The 18,019-nt window shown below is 64.1% G+C and carries 18 protein-coding genes; 7 read left to right on the top strand and 11 right to left on the bottom strand.

Features of this window, described 5'->3' with window-relative positions; all coding sequences use genetic code 11:
* Positions 1 to 12: 12 nt before the first annotated feature.
* Positions 13 to 588, top strand: a complete 576-nt coding sequence (locus K1X71_14365; protein ID MBX7074326.1) for a tRNA-(ms[2]io[6]A)-hydroxylase — start codon at positions 13 to 15, stop codon at positions 586 to 588.
* A gap of 22 nt (positions 589 to 610) precedes the next feature.
* Here K1X71_14365 and K1X71_14370 read toward each other — a convergent pair whose 3' ends face one another.
* Positions 611 to 1,261: a DUF1080 domain-containing protein gene (locus K1X71_14370; protein ID MBX7074327.1), complete on the bottom strand. Its 651-nt coding sequence runs from the start codon at positions 1,259 to 1,261 to the stop codon at positions 611 to 613.
* A 149-nt stretch (positions 1,262 to 1,410) separates the two neighbouring features.
* Here K1X71_14370 and K1X71_14375 point away from each other — a divergent pair, with 149 nt between their 5' ends.
* Both K1X71_14375 and K1X71_14380 read left to right on the top strand, forming a co-directional pair.
* Positions 1,411 to 2,463 (top strand): Ldh family oxidoreductase, encoded by a 1,053-nt coding sequence (locus K1X71_14375; protein MBX7074328.1) that lies wholly within the window; start codon positions 1,411 to 1,413, stop codon positions 2,461 to 2,463.
* 227 nt (positions 2,464 to 2,690) lie between these two features.
* Positions 2,691 to 2,843 carry a hypothetical protein gene (locus tag K1X71_14380; GenBank protein ID MBX7074329.1) on the top strand — a complete coding sequence of 51 codons (153 nt, stop codon included), beginning with the start codon at positions 2,691 to 2,693 and terminating at the stop codon, positions 2,841 to 2,843.
* 241 nt (positions 2,844 to 3,084) lie between these two features.
* On the opposite strand, the gene K1X71_14385 is transcribed toward K1X71_14380, so the two are convergent.
* The 5 genes from K1X71_14385 to K1X71_14405 all read right to left on the bottom strand — a co-directional run bounded on the left by K1X71_14385 (position 3,085) and on the right by K1X71_14405 (position 10,853).
* Positions 3,085 to 4,509 carry a DUF1501 domain-containing protein gene (locus K1X71_14385; GenBank protein ID MBX7074330.1) on the bottom strand — a complete coding sequence of 475 codons (1,425 nt, stop codon included), beginning with the start codon at positions 4,507 to 4,509 and terminating at the stop codon, positions 3,085 to 3,087.
* Positions 4,506 to 7,673: a DUF1553 domain-containing protein gene (locus tag K1X71_14390; GenBank protein ID MBX7074331.1), complete on the bottom strand. Its 3,168-nt coding sequence runs from the start codon at positions 7,671 to 7,673 to the stop codon at positions 4,506 to 4,508. The genes K1X71_14385 and K1X71_14390 overlap by 4 nt, the downstream gene beginning before the upstream one ends.
* 88 nt (positions 7,674 to 7,761) lie before the next feature.
* On the bottom strand, positions 7,762 to 8,238 hold the full coding sequence (locus K1X71_14395; GenBank protein MBX7074332.1) for a glutathione peroxidase: 477 nt from the start codon (positions 8,236 to 8,238) through the stop codon (positions 7,762 to 7,764).
* Between the two features lie 300 nt (positions 8,239 to 8,538).
* Positions 8,539 to 9,876 (bottom strand): oligopeptide:H+ symporter, encoded by a 1,338-nt coding sequence (locus K1X71_14400; protein MBX7074333.1) that lies wholly within the window; start codon positions 9,874 to 9,876, stop codon positions 8,539 to 8,541.
* A gap of 95 nt (positions 9,877 to 9,971) precedes the next feature.
* On the bottom strand, positions 9,972 to 10,853 hold the full coding sequence (locus K1X71_14405; protein ID MBX7074334.1) for an SDR family oxidoreductase: 882 nt from the start codon (positions 10,851 to 10,853) through the stop codon (positions 9,972 to 9,974).
* Between the two features lie 200 nt (positions 10,854 to 11,053).
* Here K1X71_14405 and K1X71_14410 point away from each other — a divergent pair, with 200 nt between their 5' ends.
* Positions 11,054 to 11,548 carry a hypothetical protein gene (locus tag K1X71_14410; protein MBX7074335.1) on the top strand — a complete coding sequence of 165 codons (495 nt, stop codon included), beginning with the start codon at positions 11,054 to 11,056 and terminating at the stop codon, positions 11,546 to 11,548.
* Between the two features lie 18 nt (positions 11,549 to 11,566).
* Positions 11,567 to 11,917: a Flp family type IVb pilin gene (locus K1X71_14415; GenBank protein ID MBX7074336.1), complete on the top strand. Its 351-nt coding sequence runs from the start codon at positions 11,567 to 11,569 to the stop codon at positions 11,915 to 11,917.
* 37 nt (positions 11,918 to 11,954) lie between these two features.
* Here K1X71_14415 and K1X71_14420 read toward each other — a convergent pair whose 3' ends face one another.
* Together K1X71_14420 and K1X71_14425 are read right to left on the bottom strand one after the other, a co-directional pair.
* Positions 11,955 to 12,506 carry a YqgE/AlgH family protein gene (locus K1X71_14420; GenBank protein ID MBX7074337.1) on the bottom strand — a complete coding sequence of 184 codons (552 nt, stop codon included), beginning with the start codon at positions 12,504 to 12,506 and terminating at the stop codon, positions 11,955 to 11,957.
* 97 nt (positions 12,507 to 12,603) lie between these two features.
* Positions 12,604 to 13,011, bottom strand: a complete 408-nt coding sequence (locus tag K1X71_14425; GenBank protein MBX7074338.1) for a VOC family protein — start codon at positions 13,009 to 13,011, stop codon at positions 12,604 to 12,606.
* Positions 13,012 to 13,084: 73 nt separating this feature from the next.
* Between K1X71_14425 and K1X71_14430 the strand changes: the two genes are divergently transcribed.
* Positions 13,085 to 13,414 carry a YbjQ family protein gene (locus K1X71_14430; protein ID MBX7074339.1) on the top strand — a complete coding sequence of 110 codons (330 nt, stop codon included), beginning with the start codon at positions 13,085 to 13,087 and terminating at the stop codon, positions 13,412 to 13,414.
* 108 nt (positions 13,415 to 13,522) lie between these two features.
* On the opposite strand, the gene K1X71_14435 is transcribed toward K1X71_14430, so the two are convergent.
* The 3 genes from K1X71_14435 to K1X71_14445 form a co-directional block, all read right to left on the bottom strand.
* The gene (locus K1X71_14435; protein ID MBX7074340.1) at positions 13,523 to 14,476 is read right to left on the bottom strand and encodes a mechanosensitive ion channel; all 954 of its coding nucleotides are present in this window, start codon (positions 14,474 to 14,476) and stop codon (positions 13,523 to 13,525) included.
* 478 nt (positions 14,477 to 14,954) lie between these two features.
* The gene (locus K1X71_14440; GenBank protein ID MBX7074341.1) at positions 14,955 to 15,194 is read right to left on the bottom strand and encodes a hypothetical protein; all 240 of its coding nucleotides are present in this window, start codon (positions 15,192 to 15,194) and stop codon (positions 14,955 to 14,957) included.
* Positions 15,194 to 15,766, bottom strand: a complete 573-nt coding sequence (locus K1X71_14445) for an RNA polymerase sigma factor (GenBank protein ID MBX7074342.1) — start codon at positions 15,764 to 15,766, stop codon at positions 15,194 to 15,196. Before K1X71_14445 ends, K1X71_14440 begins: the two co-directional genes overlap by 1 nt.
* 378 nt (positions 15,767 to 16,144) lie before the next feature.
* On the opposite strand from K1X71_14445, the gene K1X71_14450 reads away from it, so the two are divergent.
* Positions 16,145 to 18,019 (top strand): tetratricopeptide repeat protein, encoded by a 1,875-nt coding sequence (locus K1X71_14450; protein ID MBX7074343.1) that lies wholly within the window; start codon positions 16,145 to 16,147, stop codon positions 18,017 to 18,019.

Genomic DNA, 18,019 nt, shown 5'->3' on the forward strand with positions numbered 1-18,019 from the left:
GGTCTGTCGCCGATGCTCCACCTCAAATCGCCCAGCCCCCAGCGCTGGCTGGCCCTGGCCGACCAGCATCTCGATCAGCTCCTGATTGACCACGCGCACTGCGAAAAGAAGGCCGCTGGCGTGGCGATGAACCTGATCTTCGCCTACGTCGACAAGACCGACTTCACCCGCGCGCTGGCCGAGATCGTCAATGAAGAACTGGAGCACTTCCGCCTGGTGCTCGACCTCTTGGATCGCCGCGGCATCCCCTTTCGCCGCCTCACTCCCAGCAGCTACGGGCAAAGGCTGCACGCGCTGATCGACAAACAAGAGCCGCGCCGCGCAATCGACCGCTGCCTGGTCGCCGCGCTGATCGAGGCCCGCAGTTGCGAGCGCTTTGCCCTCTTGCGCGATCATCTGGCGGATCGCGAGCTGGCCGATTTTTACGGCAGCCTCTTCGAGAGCGAAGCCCGCCATTACAGCACGTACGTGCGCTTCGCGCAGCTCTTTGGCAGTGAGCAAACTGTCTACGCTCGGCTCGACGAGCTCAGCGCGGCCGAGGCCGACATCATCGCCGCCGGCGATCCCTTGCCGCGCATGCACAGCTAACCACTGTGGCGCCCGCGCTGGTCTACTCGGCCGGCAGTTCTTCGATCACCAGCTTTCGATACCACGCCTCGCTTGGCGGGCCGCCATGAATTTGCAAGGCGATCAGCCCACGCTGCTCGATCGACTCGTCGGGCTCGGTGTAGTCGACCGTTGGAAACTCGTTGATCCAAAGCTGAATCCGCCGCCCCTCGGCGCGAATCCGATACTGGTTCCAATCGTCGCGCTTCAACACCTTGGCCAGCTCCTTGGCGTTGGGCCGCGCCAGCACGCGGCTGCGGCGCGATTCGTCGTACAAGGCGCCCCACCAGCCATCCCCCAGATCGGCCTGATACCCCTTCATCTCGTGGTGGTCCGGGATCCGCCGGCTGCGAAACTGCACTCCCGCATTGGCGCCCTTGCCAATCACCTTGAACTCCAGCCGCAACTCAAAATCGCCAAATTCCTTGGTCGTCGCCAGAAACTCGTTGCGCGGTATCCGTTCCTTCAGCGTCCCCGCGACAATGGCGCCCTCCTCGACGCGAAACCACTTTTCCGCCCCTTCCCAGCCGGCGAGCGATGCGCCATCGAACAGCGGCGTCGGTTCCGCGCCGCGCGCCGCGTTCAATTCGCCCGCCGCGGCGACTATGACCAGCGCGAAGATCAACGACCAGCGGCAATCAGAGCGGCTTGACATCGGGGTGTCCTCAAAGCGATACGGCAATCTTGGGGGGATGAACGACTGTCTGGCGATTGTTATACTCGCGCCGCGATCCGAGTGTGAGTGGTTGGCCGTGTATCCCTAATCCGCTCTCCTCAGTCGCTGTACCCTAGCCACTCACCATCATGCCCAACATCTCGCCCGATCGGCTCACCCGCTTCGCTGCCGCGCTCTTTGCATCGGGCGGCGTCAGCGCCGCAGAAGCGGCGGTCGTCGCCAGCAGCCTCGTCGCCGCCAATCTGCGTGGGCACGACTCCCACGGCGTGATGCGCATCCCCTACTACCTCGACGGCGTCCGCAAGGGAGAAGTGACGCCCGGCGCCCCCTTCACCGTCTTGCGCGAAACCGACAGCCTGCTGATGGTCGATGGCCATTGGGGCTTTGGACAGACGCAGGCGACGCGCCTCACCCAGCGCCTGATCGACAAGGCAAAACGAGGCGGTGTGGCCGTCGGCACCATGATCCAGTCGACGCACATCGGCCGCCTCGGCGAATACTGCGAACTGGCCGCCGATCAGGGACTCGTCTCGATGGTCATGGTCAACACGCACGGCACGGCCCGCCGCGTGGCCCCGCCCGGCGGCACGGCCCCGCGACTGGGCACCAATCCCCTGGCGATCGGTGTCCCCAATCCGCCGGCGCACTTCATTCTCGATTTTGGCACCAGCGCCACCGCCGAAGGCAAAGTCCGCGTCCGCCGCATCGCCGGCCAGACGTGTCCCGAGGGGTGGCTGCTCGACAGCGCGGGCCGCCCCACCTGCGATCCGCATGCGCTCTACGCCGATCCTCCCGGCACCATTCGCCCCATGGGGGGCGATCAGGCCTACAAAGGGTTTGGCCTGGCCTTGGCGGTCGAAATCCTCTCCGGCGCCCTCTCGGGCGGAGCCTGCGCCCGCGAGGTTCCTCGCAATCAACTCGGCAATTGCGTCTTCATGCAGGTCTTCGACCCGGACGGCTTCGCCGGCGCTAGTTCCTTCGCCGCCGAGACCGGCGCCCTGATGGAATTTATCCGCGGTTGCCCGCCGGCCGCCGGGGCCGGCGAGATCACCCTCCCCGGCGATCCTGAGCGCCATTCGCTGGCCCAGCGCACGGCGCATGGCATCCCGCTCGACGACGGCAATTGGCGCGCGCTCGCAGAACTCGCCCAGCAGCTTGGCGTGCCGGTCCCAGCAATTTAATATCCCGCCTCCGCGTGGCAGCGCCTTCGCCAGCGCGGATGAACAAGCCGGGCCGCGGTGCAATCGCATCGCGTCACGCGCGAGCCCATCTCATCCTTCGCCCCCGCGCAGCGAAGCGCAGCAGGGGGAGAAGGTGGCCGATAGGCCGGTTGAGGGGGAGCCATTCGTGGCTAGTGGTGAATGGCTGGTGACCAGCGAAGAATTGATTTCGATTCACGCAGCGTGCCATGTCCACGCTTCGGCGTGGACATGCCGACCAACGCGCGAGCCGATTTCATCCTTCGCCCCCGCGCAGCGAAGCGCAGCAGGGGGAGAAGGTGGCCGATAGGCCGGATGAGGGGGGGCTTCTCTCCTATTCTCCTGCTCCACTGCTCACCTGATCCAACGCGTGTGCCACTCGCCTCCACCAGTGGGGAACAACGTGCGAGCTTGCCATGAAACAACACCGACCAACGCGCGAGCCGATTTCAGCCTTCGCCCCCGCGCAGCGAAGCGCAGCAGGGGGAGAAGGTGGCCGATAGGCCGGATGAGGGGATCGCCTCAACTCCGGGGCCGCAATCGCGCTCCCCCCGCCCACTCACCAGAAATCTTCCCACCGACGTTCGCTCCGCCCGCGCTCCGCTACGCCATGATGCCCGGCACTAGCTCGCCATGCACATCGGTCAGTCGGAAGTCGCGTCCCTGAAAGCGATAGGTCAGCTTGGTGTGCTCCAGGCCCAGCAGGTGGAGCAAAGTGGCGTGCAGATCGTGAACGTGTACCTTGTTCTCGGTCGCGTTGAAGCCCAACTCGTCGCTGGCGCCGTAGGTCAGGCCCGGCTTGGTCCCGCCGCCGGCCAGCCACATCGTGAAGGCGTTGGGGTGATGGTCGCGGCCGTCGTTACCCCCTTGTGTCATCGGCGTGCGGCCGAACTCGCCTCCCCAAATCACCAGCGTGTCGTTGAGCAAGCCGCGCTGTTTGAGGTCTTTGATCAGCGCCGCGCATGGCTTGTCGGTTAGACCGCACTGCTCCTTCAGACCGTGGGTCAGCCCGCCGTGATGGTCCCACGCCTCGTGAAACAACTGCACAAAGCGCACGCCGCGCTCCACCAGTCGCCGCGCGAGCAAACAGTTGTTGGCGAACGAAGGCTTGCCCGGCTCCGCGCCGTACATGGCCAAGGTGTCGGCGGTCTCCTGCGACAGGTCCATCAAATCGGGCGCGCTGGTCTGCATCTTGAACGCCATCTCGAACGCGCTGATCCGCGTGGCGATCTCCGGGTCCCCCACCTCGGCCAGTCGCCGCTCGTTCAGTCGCCGGAGCGTATCGAGCGAGTCGCGCTGCATCTCGGCGTCGACGCCGGGCGGGTTCGACAAGAACAAGATCGGGTCCCCCTGGCTGCGGAACGGCACACCTTGATACACCGTCGGCAAAAAGCCGCAGCCCCAATTCGAGGCGCCGCCGCTGGTCCCCTTCTTCGCCGAGTTCAGCACCACAAAGCCGGGCAAGTCCTGGCATTCGCTTCCCAGGCCGTAGTTGACCCAGGCGCCCATGCTGGGGCGGCCAAACTGCTGGCTCCCGGTGTTCATGAAGATCTGACCCGGCGCGTGGTTAAACGCGTCGGTCTGCATCGAGCGAATGATGCACAAGTCGTCGGCCACCCCCGCCAGGTGCGGCAACAGTTCCGAGATCTCCGCCCCACACTGGCCGTGCTTGGCGAACTTGAACTTGGGCCCCAACAGCGCGGAGTTGGGATTGATGAACGCGGCCCGATACCCCTTGAGCAAATCGGCGGGCGGCAATTGTCCGTTGTATTTTTCTAGCTGCGGTTTGTAGTCAAACAGTTCCAGGTGACTCGGCGCCCCGGCCATGAACAGGTAGATGACGTTCTTGGCCTTCGGCGCGTGGTGCGGCGCCGAAACGATGGCCGCATCGGCTGCCGTGGCCGCGCGCGACTGGTCCCCCAGCAGCGAACCCAGCGCCAGCGCGCCCAGCCCCATGCCGCACTCGTTCAAAAACCAGCGGCGGTTGACGGCGGCTTGCAGTTGCGACAGTTCGCGCCTCATCGTCATTCCTTGGTGATCGTTTCGTCCAGGTTCAACAGCACGCGCGACACTGCCGTGTACGCCGCCAGTTGCGTCGGCGTGACCCCTGCCGGCAGGTCGGCGGGTCGGGTCTCCTGGCCGGTCGCCAACTGCCACGGGCTGACCCAGCCAGCAGCCAGTCGCTGGCTTTGTCGCGCCAGAAAATCTTTCAGTTCCGCCAGTTCTTCGGGCTCAGGGCGCCGGCTGACGCAGCGTCGAAACGCGTAGGTCAATCGCTCGTCGTCGCTCGCGCCACCCCCCACCAGCGCTTGCCGCGCCAGCGCCTGGGCGCTCTCCATGAACACCACCTCGTTCAACGAGGTCAAGGCTTGCAGCGGCGTGTTCGACCGCACGCGCCGCACGCAGGCCGAGTCGCCGTTGGGCGTGTCGAAGTTTTGCAGCATCGGGAACGGTATCGATCGCCGCCGGAAGGTGTACAAGGCGCGCCGGTAGCGGTTGGGACCCGTCTCCGCGTTCCACGTCATCGGGCCATAACTCAAAGCCAGCACGCTCTCCGGCATCGGCGGAAACACGCTCGGCCCCCCCAGTTCGCGGTTCAACAGGCCGCTCGCCGCCAGCGCCACGTCGCGGACAATCTCTCCCTCGACGCGCGCCCGCGGACCACGCGACAAGAGCCGGTTCTGCGGGTCGCGTTCGTACAGGGCCGGCGTGGCGTGCGACGACTGCCGATACGTCGCCGACTCGGTAATTAACCGGTGCAGGCGCTTCACGCTCCAGCCCTGCTCCATGAACTCCACCGCCAGCCAATCGAGCAACTCCGGATGCGATGGCGGGCTGCTCTGCACGCCAAAATCTTCCGGGGTGCTTACCAACCCCTCGCCGAAGTACGCCTGCCAAACCCGATTGACGAACACCCGCGCCGTGGTCGGGCTTTGCCGATCGACCAGCCACTTGCCGAAAGTCAGTCGCGTGGGCGGCGCGCCCTCGGCGAGCGGATGTAAAAACGCCGGCACGCCTGCCGTCACCGTCTTGCCCGGCTTGAGAAAATCGCCCCGCCCCAGCATGTGCGTTTCGCGCGGAGTGTCGCGCGCGGCCAGCCCCAGCGAGGTCGAACCGGCCGGCCACTGGCGCCATAGCGCTTCGATCTGCTCGTTCGCCGCCTGTAACTCGGGCGACGATTTTCGCCAGTGACCAAACAGCGCCATCTGCTGCGGGGGGCTGCGCTGGTCGCGCGGCACGGCGAACAGTTCGCGCGCGTCGAGCGGCAGTGGCGGCGCCGCCGCCGGCGTCGCGCCATCGGTGACCGACAACCGAAACCGCCCCAACAGCGTGTTCTGATGATCGTCGCTATTCCATCCGCCGTGGTTCTGGACGATCGAGATGGTGAGGATCGCTTCTCCTTCCACCGACCACGGTTTCTCGAATTGAAACACCGCCGTGCGATCCTGGTTGCGCCGCCCCGATCCGGCGTCGATCCCCCAGGCCGTTTCATTCTTGCCGTCGATGGCAAAGCCAATCGGCCCCACAATCCGCTTTTTGCCGCTGCGATCGTCGAACTGGCTCTCTAGCGCTCCCTCCGGCTGCGAGTAGTCAGCCGCCGCCGCAGCCAGCTTAAGCTCGGTCTTCTTGTCGGGTTCGGCGGCGCTGGCCGCTTCGACCTTGATCTCGGTCAGGTAAAACGTCCCTTTGAACGACCGCCCCGGTCCGCGGCACGGCAAGTTGGGATCGGTCAACGCTTCCAGTCGCAGCGCGGTCAGGTTCTTGGCGCCGGTCTTGGCCACCACACGAAAGGTGCAATGTGTCGGCGCGTAGCCGCCGCAAAGCAGCGAATGGTCGTTCAATTGTTTGAGCTTGGCGCCCCCGCCCACATCGATATGCTCGGTCGGCTCGAGCAGCGTCCACGCCGGTTGCGCCGACGTCGACTGGGCCTCCCACTCCGCCAGCCGCGTCTCCCAATCGGGGTGCTCGGCCCGCGCTCGTTCTTCAATTGCCTGCATCTGCATCCGCAGATCGTTGATCTGCCGCGTCTCCTCGGGCGTATAAGCCACCATCTGCGGCTCGTGATCGTTGTTCAGAAACGCGAACAGCCGGTAATACTCTTCCTGCGTCAGCGGATCGAACTTGTGCGTGTGGCACTGCGCGCATTGAATCGTGAGCCCCAGCACCGACTTGCCCACGCAATCCATGCGGTCGAACATCGCCTCCATGCGAAACTGCTCGGGATCGACGCCCCCCTCCTCGTTGCACATCGAATTGCGCAAAAAGCCGGTCGCCACGCGCTGGTCTTGCGTCGCGCCGGGCAACAGATCGCCCGCGATTTGCTCGATGATGAACTGGTCGTACGGCAGGTCGCGATTGAAGGCGCCCACCACCCAGTCGCGATAGAACCACATATTGCGCGACTTGTCTTTTTCAAAGCCGTCGCTGTCAGCGTAGCGCGCCGCGTCAAGCCAATGCCGCCCCCAACGCTCGCCATAATGGGGCGACGCCAACAGCCGTTCGACCTGCTTGGCGTACGCGTCGTCGCTGGCGTCGGCCAATAGCGCGTCGACTTCTTCAATCGACGGCGGCAAACCGATCAGATCGAGACTTAATCGCCGCAACAGCGTCACGCGGTCGGCCTCCGGCGACGGATTCAGCCCTTCCTGTTCCAGCCGCGCCAGCACGAAATAATCGATCGCGTTGCGGCACCACTGCGCGTTGCGCACCGTGGGTAGCTCAGGTCGCACCGGCGCCTTGAAGGCCCAATGATTGGCGCCCTTGACGGCGGCTTCCGCCGGCGCGTCGTCCGGCCAGGTGGCGCCGGCGTCGATCCATGCCTTGAGCGTGGCGATTTGCTCCGCGCTGAGCGGATCCCCCTTGGGCGGCATGCGCTCCAGGTCGGCGTGCGTCCCCAGCACTGCCTGGAGCAACACGCTTTCGTCGCTCTTGCCCGGCACGATCGCCCGGCCGTATACCAATTCTTCCGTCAACAGCGCGCCGCGCCGATCGAGTCGTAGCCCCGATTCTTGCTTCTCGGCGCCGTGGCACTTGTAGCAGTGCGCGACCAAGATCGGTTGCACATCGCGGGCAAAATCAATCGCGCCGGCCGCTGTCGCCGGCGGGGATTCATCCGCGGCCAGCGCCGCGCTGCGCGCGTACGGCAAAAACAACGCAATCACGGCGATCGATGACAGCAAACGGTTCACCATCGCGCTGCGCGCTCCCGCACCATTCCAGCGGCCCGCGCCGCGCAGCAACACCGGCCACTGCGCGGCGATATACGAAGCGCCTCGCTTGTTACGAGGCCTTCTTTTCCAGTTCGGTCTCGATCTTCTTGATCACCTGCGGCGAGTCGGGCTTGATGGCCGACTTGTAGCGCCCCACGATGTCGCCATCGCGCGAGATGATGAACTTCTCAAAGTTCCACGCCACCGGCCCGCCATGTTTGGGGTTGGTTTCTTCCGAGGTCAAGTATTTGTACAACGCGCAGGTCTTGGGGCCGTTCACCACCACCTTGGCGAACATGTCGAAATCGACGCCGTAGTTTTCCTTGCAAAAGTTGGCGATCTCCACGTTCGAGCCCGGTTCCTGTCCGCCATATTCGTTAGCCGGAAAGCCGAGCACCGCCAACCCCTGATCGGCGTACTTCTCGTGCAGCTTTTGCAACGCCTCGTACTGCGGCGTATAGCCGCACTGGCTGGCCGTGTTGACGATCATCACCACCTTGCCGCGGTAATCGGCCAGGTCGACCTCTTCGCCCTTGATGTTCTTCATCTTGAATTGCAGCACTTCCGGAACCTCTCCTTTCGCGGCGGGCTTCTTGTCGGCTTCCGCCTGATTGTCATCGGCCAGGGCAGGAGCGGCGGCCAGCGCGGCGGCGCAAAGTACCAATGCGTATCGCATGATCGGGTGCCTCAGCGGGTTCGAGGGGACGGGGATTCGAAGCTATGCGGTGTGATTCGTGGCGGCAAGCAAAAGCGGGGCGCGGAACAGGCCACCAGATCACGCCATCAATGGCAGCGCGCCACCGGCCAGATTCCGCGCTGCTTATTATCGAACCCCGCGCCGGACTTGTCAAAAAGCCCGCGCCGCCTCGTCCTCTGGCGCCGGCTCGCCGGTGATCTCGCGCGGCGGCTCATGCCGGTTGAACGCCCGCGCCGCGAAGATGAAGGCAATCGTCACCGGAATCATCATCAGCGCCATCAGTCCGAAGTAGGCGCCGGGATCGTAGGCTTCGTAGAGCTCCACCACCTGCGCGTTGAGCATGTTGCCAATGAAAATCGGCAACAACCAGCAAGCGGAAACAAAGCTCTTCATCGACTTCGGCGCCGCGGCGAACGATAGCTCCAGTCCCACCACCGAAATGCAAATCTCCGCCACCGTGATCAGCAAATAAGCGACCACTTCCCAAAGCACCGAAACTCGCCCGTCTCCCGCCAGAAATCCGGCCGCGGACATGATCGCCATGCAAACACCGGTCAGCACAAATCCGACCAGCATCTTGCTCGTCGGTCTCAGTGGCAGCCCTAGCATCGCCAGCACGCGCCAACCAATCGTCACCAGCGGCAACAAAGTGACAATAAACAGCGGATTGAGCGATTGCAGTTGATCGGGCGCCAGTTGGTAGCCAAACAGATTCAAATCCAAATGCGATTTGGCGAAAAACGTCCAGGTGCTCGGCGATTGATCGAAGATGCACCAGAAAAACGTCACCGTGGCGAAAATCGCGCCCAGCCGCATGAGCAGTTCAAATTTCGCGGCGCGCTCCTCCGGCGTGCTTGCGCGATGCACTATCTCTTCCCTCGCGTAAAACCGCTTCCCCGCCGCGAAGAAGCCAAACGCCAGCACCATTAAGCCCGCAGGAAACAAAAACGCTGTCGCATAATCGTAGCGATTGCGGATCACCGGCATCGCCATCGACGATAGCGCTGCGCCGATGTTCACCGCTCCGTAAAACATTGCGAACGCGTCACTGCGCATTTGCTCTTGCCCCGGGCGCTCTTGATCGTACGTCATCCCCATGAGCGTCGAGATGTTCGGCTTGATCACGCCGCTCCCCATCGCCAACAGCGCCAGCGCGATATATAGGTAAGTCGTCGTCTCCACGCCAAGGATCACATGCCCCAAGATGTACGGCGCCGAGAAACCGACAATCGTCCAATACTTGCCCAACACGTTGTCGGCCACCCAGCCGCCCACCAGCGGCAAGAAGTAGCAAGCGGCGATGAAGTACGCCATCACCCGGCTTGCCGAGGTCTCGGAGAAACCCAACTTCTCGGTCATGTACAGCGCCAGAATCGCGCGCATGCCGTAATACGAACAGCGCTCCGCCAGTTCGCCCCAAAAGATGAACCAGAATCCAATCGGGTGGCTGCGAAAATAACCCCCCGCGCGCGAAAGTATCGAAGCCAAGTAGCCACTCCACAAGAAACCAAGAGGCGCGTGAATGCGTTCAGCACGCGCTAGAGTATTAAGGCCCTGCTCGCGGCGGGCAAGTTCAATCGCGCTCACTTCTTGGGCTTCATCGCCGCTTGCAGCAGATCCCACTCTCCTTGGCTCACCGCTTCCAGGCCGTTGAACTCGCCGGCGCCGCGCAGCCATTCTCCCCCGTCGATCGTCACCACGTCCCCCGTGATGTAGGCCGCAAAGTCCGACAACAGATAAGCCGCCAGATTGGCCAGTTCTTGATGTTCGCCATGCCGCCCCAGCGGGATCTTCACCTTGGGGTCGAACGTCTTGTCGAGCTGCGGCGGCATCAACCGCGACCACGCCCCCTCGGTCGGAAATGGTCCCGGCGCGATCGCGTTCAAGCGAATGCCGTACTTGCCCCACTCGCTGGCCAGCGAGCGCGTCATGATCAATACGCCCGCCTTGGCCACGGCGCTCGGCACCACATAGCCAGACCCGGTCCACGCGTAGGTGGTGCTGATCGATAGCATCGCCCCCGGCGTCTTGTCCGCGATCCAGCGCTTGCCAAAGGCCAGCGTGCAGTTGTAAGAACCCTTGAGCACGATGTCGACCACCGAGTTAAACGCGTTGTAGCTCAGGCGTTCGGTCGGACAAATAAAATTGCCCGCCGCGTTGTTCACCAGTCCCTGCACCGCTCCAAAGCGCTCATAGGCCGCGTCGGCCAGCGCCTCCACCTCCTCGGGCTTGCGCACGTCGCACGCGCGCCCCAGCACCTGCCCCCCCGTCTCGCCGGCCAACTCGCGCGCGGTCTCCACGATCACCGCTTCGCGCCGGCCGCAGATCACCAAATTGGCGCCCAGCTCCAGCAGGTACTTCGACATCGAGCGCCCCAGCCCCGTGCCGCCTCCGGTGATGACAATCGTGCGGTCCGCGAACGTGCCGGCGGGCAACATTCCCTGTGTGTGGCGGCTCTGCGACATGGCAATACTCCGGCGATGAAAAGGGGACCAGGCAGCGTGCGATTATCAAGCGACGGCGGCGCGTGTCAAGAAATCCGCTCGCCGCAATAACCGAATAACCAGCGCATCCAGAAATGCGGCCGATTTTTAGCGCCCGCCATACCTTCGCGAACTAGGGTTGAGCGAGTGAATTCTTCTTCATCTGTGCGAGGGAGCCGCGCATGGCGGAGCGCAGAAATCGGCAACACGTCGATCCGTTTCAAACCAGCATCTTCATTCGCATCGTCGCTTACGCGTTCATCTACCAGCTCACAGTCTGGAATCTGATGTTCGGCTGGCGACTGTTGCAATCCGGCGAGAGCGTCACCGTAGGCTATCGCCAGTTCTTCTACGAAAACTATCCCATGCTCCTGTGCGTGCTGTTGCTCGCGCCGGCCTTTGCGTGGGACGCCGTGAAATACTGCCATCGCGTGGCGGGACCGATCTACCGGTTTCGCTCGGTGATGCGGCAGATTACCGCCGGCGAGCCAGTGCGCCGCGTCAAGCTGCGCCAGGGCGATCAACTCCTCGGCATGCAAGACGACTTTAACGACATGCTCGACGCCGTCGCCGCGCGCGGCGGCGTGACGCTCATCGACGCCAGCGCCAAGCCCCCCGAGGCGTCGCCCAGCACGCTGCCGATGTTCGATGCGCCTCGCCAGGTCTCCGGTCAATAACACCCAGCGATTGTCGCGATGCTGTTCACCAACCGCCATCGAGAGCCTGCTCGTCGCCAGTCGCGCCGCAGACGCGGCGCCACGCTGGTCGAGTATTGCTTTGTGCTCTCGCTCATCTCGGTCGTCGGCATTGGCGGCGCACGCTCGCTGGGCACGATGGTCAATGGCACATTCAAGTCCCTGGGCGCGGCAGCCGGCAAACCGCCCGCCGGCGGAAATAAAGGCGGCAACAAGGGAGGGAACAAAGGCGGCAAGGGCAATCAAGGTGGCAACAAGGGGGGCAATAAAGGTGGCAGCAAGGGCGGTAAAGGCGGTGGCGCTAAAGGAGGCGGCGCCAAGGGGGGCGGCAGCAAAGGTCGCGGTCGATAACCTATCGCCACGCCCCTGCATGCATCGCGATCCCGCCTCAATTGAGCGACGGGTCGTCCGGCACGTGCTTGATTCCTAATAGCGACACCAGATTCGTGTCGGCCAACTCGCGGCTGATCTTTTCCCACAGATCAACCTCTTGCCCCAGCACTTGCTCCGGCCGCGCCGGGCCCACGAGCCAGGCGCCCTGCTCCAGTTCCCCCTCCAATTGCTCCGGTCCCCAGCCCGCGTAGCCCGCAATAAATCGCGCCGGCTCGTCACCTTGAGAAACCAGCTTCTCCAGCGAATCTGGCTGCACGGTGTAGTATAGCCCCGGCAGCACCTCGATGTCGGCCTGCTCGCTGCGCGCGTGCAGCGCCACCAGCGGCCCTTCGATCGGCCCCCCCAGGTACAGCGGCGCGTCGACCGCGCAAGGGCTGTGTTTCACTTGCTCCCACACCTTGCGCACCGTGGCATCGGTCGGCCGGTTGAGCACCAGTCCCATCGCTCCCATCTCGTCGTGCTGCACGATCAAGACCACCGTGCGCAAAAAATTGGGGTCGTTCAGTTCACTCGACGCCACCAAAAAATGACCGCGTAAAGAGTTCACGACGCTTCCCTGGGTTCCTTGGCCTTGCGCGGGCTGGCTTGCCGCTTGGCGTCTAATATACCGCAGCCGGCAACTCCGCTGAACGAACCCGCGCCGCTCACCAACCAGACGGCAATCCCCACAAGCCGGGCGTGACCAGCTCGACAGCGTTCCCCGCCGGGTCGCGAAAATAGATCGATCGCGCGCCCGGCGGCCAGGTCACCTCCTGCTCGATTGGCACGCCCTGCTCCGCCAGCCGGCGTTTCCAATCGTCGTAGGTGTCGGCGTCGATCCCCAAGGCAAAATGCCCCGGTCCTCGTGGGCCGTGCGCGGGCAGCACATCGCCCTTCAAGGTCGCATCGGGACGAAACACCAGCAACATCCGATCGCCGGCGTAAAAGAACACATGATGCCCCGCTTCGCGATGCACCAACTCTAGCCCCAGCACGTCGCGATAAAACGCCTCGGCGGCCTCCAGGTCGTCGGCATAAACTCCCGTCTCCACGACGGTGCGAACTTTCGTCATGTGGTTCCCTTCAATGACTGGCAGACTGCTAGACTATCGCAGTCGGCCGTTCACGCCAAACCGGGGGGAAACCATGAATCCGGCTCTCACCACCACCGCGTTCGAGTTGCCAGGCTTTCGTGTCGTGCAAAACCACGGCGTCGTCCGCGGCATCATCGTCCGCTCGCGCTCCATTCTCGGCACGCTCGGCGGCTCGCTGCAAACGATCCTGGGCGGCAATATCAGCCTCTTCACTTCGCTCTGCGAAAAGACCCGCTCCGACGCCTTCGCCATGATGACCGAGCACGCCGAGCAACTCGGCGCCAACGCCATCATTGGCGTCCGCTACGACGCCACCGAACTGATGCAAGGCGTTACCGAAGTACTCTGCTACGGCACCGCCGTCGTCGTTGAGCCGGAATAAGCCGAGCCAGAGCAGCAAGTCCCAACACAAAAAAAAGAGGCCCGCGGATCGCTCCACGGGCCTCGCAATGCTTGCGTTGTTGGTCCTGTCAGCGTCGCAGCGCGGCGGTTACCGCACTGCCTCAGCCAGCATTCGCGTGTTCGGAATGCTGTGCCGATTCAACAGGCCCTCCTCTTCCGTCTCGATCGTGGTGGCCACGGGGCCCACTTCGCGCACGCGCCCTTCCATGCCCGCCACGCGGACATAGTCGCCGGCGTGCAATCGTTGCCGCGTGTAGTACCCGGCCAGGATGCCTCCCATCACGTCGCGGCCTCCCAGACCGAACGCCAGGCCAAAGCCGAGCGCCACGGCGCCGAAGGCGATCAGAATCAACTCGCGCAACAATTCGAACTTGATGCCGAGCTGGTCGAACGCGGCGATGAAGGTCATCAGGGCCAGTACGTAGTAGCAGCCGTTGGCCAAGGTCTCCGCGTAGTTAATGCCCACGCGGTCCGCGCTGGTCGCCACCACACCACGCAAGAAGCCCGCCACCAGCAGCCCGATCACCACCAACACGGTCGCCACCAGCAACCGCGGAATATAGGCCACGATCTGCGCCATGGCGTCGGATACGGTTTCCAAACCCAGCAGGTTGAAGGCTGCCGTCAGAAATACCGCCATCGTCAGCCAGAAGACGATGCTGCCGACAATCCACGGCACGCTGCGGGCAATGCCCACCTGCTTCATCGATGTGGCCAGGCCGCTGCGGTCGGCGGCGGTTTGCAGGCCAATCGCTTCGGCGACCGTGGTCGCCACGCGGGCCAGCAGTCGAGCCGCGATGTAGCCCACCACCAGCACGACCAACATCGCCAGGATGTTCGGCAGGAGTTGCAGGATTTGGCGAAACGCGTCCTGAAAGCTCGTCACGAAGACGTCGCTCCACGTCTCCACCCGAGTGAAATCGAGTTGCGGCACGGCGTGTGTCGCCTGCACGGGCATGGTGAGCGGCGTGGTAATGACCGGAGTCGATTCAGCCACCGGCGTCGCTTGGCCCACTGCGGCCCACAAGAGATTGGTCAACATGGCGGTGCTCCTATTCGTGAATGCGTGTGTTGCGGTTGCTTACTTGTCCCGTCCTGGCTGGCGACTCTTGGCCGACGTCGTTCGCTTCTGCTGAGTCCCGGCCGTTTGGATCGGGCAAGTTGTCTAATGTTGTGTGGTCGCAAATCGATCAGTGGTCACACTCGGCACAAGATTCTTTTGCGTAACAGATCGGTTGGAAGTCGAACTTACACGTCGTAGTAGTTGTGAGCGTGCGGCGCACGGAGCGGACGTCGGTCTTCTGCGGGGGGCCGCTCCGCCCCCGCCCCTCGCCCGCGCGCAGCAATGCCTGGGGAAGCCGCAGGCCGAGTGAACTGCGTGCTTCGACCTTCGCCCCGCTTGCGGGGAGAAGGTGGCCGAAGGCCGGATGAGGGGCCTGCCTCGCGCCCGCGCGCAAAGCTCGCTTTGAAGAAAGCAATTCTTCTCCTCGTTGGCGCCTTGGCGTGAGCTTCATCCGTCCTCACCTCCCGCTCGGCCCGCGCTGGTCCTTCTTCGGCGGGATCGCCAAGGTCTGTCGCAGCAGGTCGCCAAGCGGCCGACCAAACTCAGTCATGGCGTGCGGCAGCGCTAGCCCCACGAACTCGACTAGGTGCGTGATCGCCAGCGAGGTGTTGAGTCGCTGATGCACCTGCTCGTCGATGCCGGCAGGCGCTTCGGGCACTTCCACGTCGCGCAGCTTTTCCAATAGATCGAAGCTCATCACGGCGCCTCCAAAGGGCCAAATTTGTCTTGTAGTTTTTCGCGCGCTCGACTCATGCGCATCTTGCAAGCGCTGGGGGTCAAATCGAAGATCTGCGCCAACTCTTCAAAGGTGTAGCTCTCGGCGTATTTCAAAATCAACATGGCCCGATCCTCTTCGTCGAGCGAGTCGAGCATCTGATAGACGTCCATCGCCATGCCTTGTTGATCGGCGCGGTCGCCGCGCTCGGCGCTGTTCTCCAGCGTTCCCTCTCCGGCCACTTGCTCGCGGCGCAAGCGCCTGCCGCGCCCGCGGCGCATGGTCAGGCAAACGCGCACGGCAATGCCATGCACCCAGGTGGAGAACTTCGATCGGCCCGCGAACTTCGTCCGGTGAAAGAACATGCGGACAAAGACTTCTTGCGCCGCGTCGTGAGCGTCGGCTTCGTTGCCCAACAGGCGATAACACACCTGCCACACGCGCCGACGAAAGCGCTCGACCAGCGCCTGAAACGCCAGCCCATCCGAGCCTTCGCGCGCCGCTTCGGCCGCTAGCTCTTCGTCAGTTCGCGCCGTGATGTCCAAAACCGCCACCAAGCCGCTCCCAGACCCGAATGGGTCCATCGGGTCGCCTGACAATCATTGAGTCGCCGACTGCGGCAAGCTGGTCACATTGCCGTAAAAAGGGCGAAACCAGCCAACTCTCCGGCGCGCCCCTCGGCACAATCGCTATAAGCGTGGCCGATGGCGCAGGCTCGGCAAAGAGCAATCGCGCCGGCGCCGTTTTGCTGGCGCTGGCGCCAGCGCGGGTTTGCTGGCGACCGCGCGGCTTTTCCCACCCGCATAACCGGCGCCGCCGACTCTAGCGGCGCTTGGTTCGCGGACGATGAAACCCAACGGAGGCGACCGCGCGCCGGTCGACTCCCGCGCCGCGCTGTTCGTGAAGCTGCAAGGGGTGTCAGGAGGTAAAGGATGCCGCCGCGCCGCAACCTGTCGTTACCGGTCGTGCTCGCCACGACGATCGCCTGCGCGCTGGTCGCCGCGGCGCCGGCGCGCGCGCAGCTCATTGCCACCGACGGCGCCGGCGACGAGCCTTCGTTCTTCGACAAGATGACGCAAAAGTTCAAAGCGACCTTCAAGAAAAAAGAGCCCGATCCGCCCCCCGACCACGCCAAAATTCCCGATCCCTGGACCAACTCCAAAAAGGCCAAGGATCCCGACGCCGATCTGTTCATTTCGTTCGCCGACGTGCAGATGCGCGGCGAAAACTACAAGGCCGCCGAGTCGAACTATCGCCGCGCCTTGGAAAAAGAACCAAACAACCCCGCCGCGCTCGCCGGCATGGCCCATGTCCAAGAGGGCAAGGGGGAGCCCGAGAAGGCGGTGGAGTTTTACCGCCAGGCCATCGCCGCCGCCCCGCGCGACGCCGCGCTGTTCAACGATCTGGGACTCTGCCTCATGCAACAAGGCAAGTTCAACGACGCCGTGGCCGCTTTCGAACAGGCCATCGCCCTCGATCCCGCCAAAAAGCTCTATCGCAACAACATTGCCCGCGCGCTCGTCGCGCTCGGCCGCCTGCCGGGCGCCTATCAGCACCTGTCCGCCGTCAACGATCCTTCCATCGCCTACTACAACCTCGGCTACCTGCTGAACGAACGGGGCGATCACCGCCGCGCGATGATTCACTTCGGCAAAGCGCTGGAGATCAATCCGCAGTTCGTCCAGGCGCGACAGTGGTACACCTCGCTCGGCGGTGTCGAGGCGCCTCCCCCCATGCTGGCGCAGCGCCCCGTGATGCCTCGGCATCCCGCGCCGCGCCAACCGATGCCACAGGCGCCGCAGCAGCAACTGCCACCAGCGGTGCAGCAACCAGTGCCGCAACAGCCTTTGCCCCCCGCGCTGCAACAATCAGCGCCGCCGCCGGCCAATACAACGACCTCCGTGCCCATCGCGCCCGCTTATGTTCCGCAGCCAGCGGCCCAGCCATCGTCAGACGCCAGCGCGCTCGCCCCGCAATCGGTCGCCATCGGCACGCAAGCGCCCACCGCCGCGCCGCCATCTCAAGCGGCTCCCACTGTCGAGTCGGCCGTCGCCGCAGATCCGCAACTCGCCGACCAGCAATCCGCCGCGCCGGCCATGCAATCAAGCCTTGCGATTGTCCCCACCAGCGCGCCCCCAGCGGCGCCGCAATTGTCGCCAGCGGCGCACAGCGGCCCCGAAACATCAACCACCATTGAGCCCGCTCCGGCGCAAACCGAGCTGGCAACGACGGCGCCGGTCGAATCACTCGCGCCGCTGCCGGCGCAGCCAAGCGCCGAGACGACCGCACTGCCGACTGCGCCGGCAATTGCGCCGACCGCGGCGCCGGCGATTACCGCTAGCCAAGCTCCGCCCCTCCCGCCACCATTGATCCGCGCGCCTGGCTTGGACGTTGCCCCCCACATGAATAGTACGGCCAGCGCCGACGCTCCCCCCCTCGTCCCGCAAACCAGCGCGGTGGAGATCGCCGGCGGCGACCAGCCTGTCTTTGTCGAAGCGCCCGTGCCAACGACGAATGTCGCCAGCGCCCCGCCGATCGATGTGGCCCCCAGCGATGTTGTCCCCGGCGATTCCATCGCGCCCTCTGACGAGTCGTTAGCGGCGGAGTCCATCGAGCCAACCGCCGAACCGGAGTCCGCGCCCCGTATCCAGCGCTGGGTCTTGTCGCGCGTCGCTCGCAAACAGGGGCAGCGTGTCCCCACGGCGCCGGCGTCTCAACTGGAAAACCCACAATCCACCGCCGCCAAAGCCGAGCCGGCCGAGCAAGTCACCGATCAACGAGCGTATCGCCCGCCGTCGCGCTATTAA

The sequence above is a fragment of the Pirellulales bacterium genome (assembly GCA_019694455.1).
Classification (GTDB): Bacteria; Planctomycetota; Planctomycetia; order Pirellulales; family JAEUIK01; genus JAIBBY01.

Excerpts from the sequence above, each read along its gene's own strand:
- K1X71_14425 (MBX7074338.1), bottom strand. The coding sequence starts at position 13,011 with ATGACGAAAGTTCGCACCGTCGTGGAGACGGGAGTTTATGCCGACGAC.
- K1X71_14370 (MBX7074327.1), bottom strand. The coding sequence starts at position 1,261 with ATGTCAAGCCGCTCTGATTGCCGCTGGTCGTTGATCTTCGCGCTGGTC.
- K1X71_14430 (MBX7074339.1), top strand. The coding sequence starts at position 13,085 with ATGAATCCGGCTCTCACCACCACCGCGTTCGAGTTGCCAGGCTTTCGT.
- K1X71_14440 (MBX7074341.1), bottom strand. The coding sequence starts at position 15,194 with ATGAGCTTCGATCTATTGGAAAAGCTGCGCGACGTGGAAGTGCCCGAA.
- K1X71_14395 (MBX7074332.1), bottom strand. The coding sequence starts at position 8,238 with ATGAAGAACATCAAGGGCGAAGAGGTCGACCTGGCCGATTACCGCGGC.
- K1X71_14415 (MBX7074336.1), top strand. The coding sequence starts at position 11,567 with ATGCTGTTCACCAACCGCCATCGAGAGCCTGCTCGTCGCCAGTCGCGC.
- K1X71_14410 (MBX7074335.1), top strand. The coding sequence starts at position 11,054 with ATGGCGGAGCGCAGAAATCGGCAACACGTCGATCCGTTTCAAACCAGC.
- K1X71_14385 (MBX7074330.1), bottom strand. The coding sequence starts at position 4,509 with ATGACGATGAGGCGCGAACTGTCGCAACTGCAAGCCGCCGTCAACCGC.
- K1X71_14390 (MBX7074331.1), bottom strand. The coding sequence starts at position 7,673 with ATGGTGAACCGTTTGCTGTCATCGATCGCCGTGATTGCGTTGTTTTTG.
- K1X71_14375 (MBX7074328.1), top strand. The coding sequence starts at position 1,411 with ATGCCCAACATCTCGCCCGATCGGCTCACCCGCTTCGCTGCCGCGCTC.
- K1X71_14380 (MBX7074329.1), top strand. The coding sequence starts at position 2,691 with ATGTCCACGCTTCGGCGTGGACATGCCGACCAACGCGCGAGCCGATTT.
- K1X71_14405 (MBX7074334.1), bottom strand. The coding sequence starts at position 10,853 with ATGTCGCAGAGCCGCCACACACAGGGAATGTTGCCCGCCGGCACGTTC.
- K1X71_14365 (MBX7074326.1), top strand. The coding sequence starts at position 13 with ATGCTCCACCTCAAATCGCCCAGCCCCCAGCGCTGGCTGGCCCTGGCC.
- K1X71_14450 (MBX7074343.1), top strand. The coding sequence starts at position 16,145 with ATGCCGCCGCGCCGCAACCTGTCGTTACCGGTCGTGCTCGCCACGACG.
- K1X71_14435 (MBX7074340.1), bottom strand. The coding sequence starts at position 14,476 with ATGTTGACCAATCTCTTGTGGGCCGCAGTGGGCCAAGCGACGCCGGTG.